Below are 1,408 nucleotides of genomic sequence, written 5' to 3'. Positions count from 1 at the left end.
CGGCTTTCGGATTCATCTCCATTTACCTTGGTTTTAAAAGCTAAAATATCTCCTTCTTGAAGATTTGTTTGATCTCCCGTTTCTTGGTCACCTACTTCAAATTCAGCAATGATCTTCTGATTATCATATTCAGAAATATTTTCAAAATCCTCTTCTGTTAAATTAGAAACTTTGAAGAGGGTTTTATTTTTTGTATTCCACTTTTCAATATGTTCAGAATATCCGAAGCCAGTTGGGTAATCATCAATCCCAGCTAGAGAAGCTTTAAATACACCTTCATCATAGTAATAACCAAAATCAATTTCATCAGAAAGTGGATCGTCAGTTCCATTTACGTCATCAATAGAGTAAGTCTCATTCCTTGAAGAGGAATAAAAGGTTTTGGATGTTAAATCCTCTAATGGTGCAGCCAATAATACAGTCTCAAAGAAATTTACTGAAGGTTCTGGGACTACTATTGTAAACTCAGAAAAGGCTTTAAACCCATTTTTGTCAGCTATTTCAATATTAACGATATAGCTACCTGCCTCGTCAGGTGCGGTGAGCATAATTTCATCAGAATAAGACTCTGCATTATCCTCTTCCAAAATGGACTCTTTCACAATTTCACCATCAAAAGTAATTGTAATGGATCCTAAGTTAAAATCACCTTTTTCAGCTCCCCAACCTACTTTAAATTCTTCTCCTGGTAAAATTTCGTCTCCATCCTGCACAAAACCTTCATCATTTTTTAAAGTAATGGTAGGGAGTTGGACTTCCACAATTACCCTAAACTCAGTAGAGGCTTTTAATCCATTATCGTCGGTTATTTCAAACTTAACTATATAAGTACCTTCTTCCTCTGGTGCAGTGAGCGTAATCTCATCTGAGTAAGAGTCTGCATCTTCTTTCTCCAAAATGGACTGTTTTACGGCCACATCATCAAAAAAAACTTTAATGGATCCCAGGTCACTATCACCTTTTTCAGCTAACCAGCCCACCTTAAATTCTTCTCCTGGAGTAAGAACATCTCCCTCTCCTTTATATTCTTCATTATTTATAGAGGCAATTTTTGGGCCCTTAGGATCAGGCTGTGGTTCATCTTCCTTATCACAAGAAGTTAAAAAAAATGCCCCAAATAGAATCAAGGCTCCTAGGAATCGATAAAAATGGTTTTTCATACTAAATAAATTAAAGGTTAAAACATGAAAAATATAGATCTTAATGTTCGTGGTTTTTCTATTACTCAAAAAATGTCCTGGTTAATTTAACAGAATGCAAAAATATTACATCCCTAAATTGAAATTACAAAAAATTATTCTAAAAAATTGCACAACTTTCGAGCCAGATCACTTTAAAGTGGGGTTAATTTTATTTTTTGAGGAGGTTTGAGTACTTTATGGTTTTATATATAATACCTAACTTTCTA

At 34.2% G+C, this 1,408-nt stretch carries 1 protein-coding gene; it reads right to left on the bottom strand.

The genetic code is table 11. The annotated features are described in order from the left end of the window. Positions 1–1,160, bottom strand: a 1,160-nt coding sequence (locus tag E1171_RS01375) for a hypothetical protein (RefSeq protein WP_155203336.1), incomplete at its 3' end; no start/stop codon positions are given. Positions 1,161–1,408 lie beyond the last annotated feature (248 nt).

The organism is Xanthovirga aplysinae (assembly GCF_009711365.1).
In the GTDB taxonomy this organism is placed as follows: Bacteria; Bacteroidota; Bacteroidia; order Cytophagales; family Cyclobacteriaceae; genus Xanthovirga; species Xanthovirga aplysinae.
This window is presented reverse-complemented; position numbering and strand designations above follow the sequence as displayed.